The following is a 562-nucleotide window of genomic DNA, read 5'->3' on the forward strand; positions in this document are numbered from 1 at the left end:
CCGCCGTGCTCGACGTCGCTGTGACGTTGGCGGCGGGTGGGACGCTGGCGATCGCGACGGAGGCCGAGCGGGCCGAGCCCGGCGCTCTCGCGGAGATGATCGCCGCTGCGGGGGTGGAGGTGGCGAGTGTGGTGCCGTCTCTGCTGGATGTGCTGGATCCCGAGGCTGTTGCCGGGGTGCGGCGGTGGGTGGTGGGTGCCGAGCGGGTGAGTGCCCGTCTGGCCGCGCAGTGGGTGGAGCGCACCCAGGTGTGGGTGGCCTACGGTCCGACGGAGGCGAGTGTGATCGCCACGACGGGGCCGGTCCGGGCTCCGGTGGAGCAGGACCCGGCGATCGGTGCGCCGATCGCCAACACTGCGGTGTTCGTGCTGGACGACTTCCTGCGCCCGGTCCCGCCGGGGGTGACCGGGGAGGTGTACATCGCCGGCGCGGGTTTGGCCCGGGGGTATGTGGGCCGTCCGGGGATGACCGCTGAGCGGTTCGTCGCCTGCCCGTTCACCGACGGGGAGCGGATGTACCGCAGCGGTGACCTGGCCCGCTGGCTCAACAACGGGCAGCTTGC

The 562-nt window shown here is 73.0% G+C and carries 1 protein-coding gene; it reads left to right on the forward strand.

Annotated elements, in window-relative coordinates:
* The coding region (locus tag Mam01_RS36170) for an AMP-binding protein (protein ID WP_204289710.1) at window positions 1-562 on the forward strand (562 nt) is incomplete at both ends.

The organism is Microbispora amethystogenes (genome assembly GCF_016863015.1).
GTDB lineage: Bacteria > Actinomycetota > Actinomycetes > Streptosporangiales > Streptosporangiaceae > Microbispora > Microbispora amethystogenes.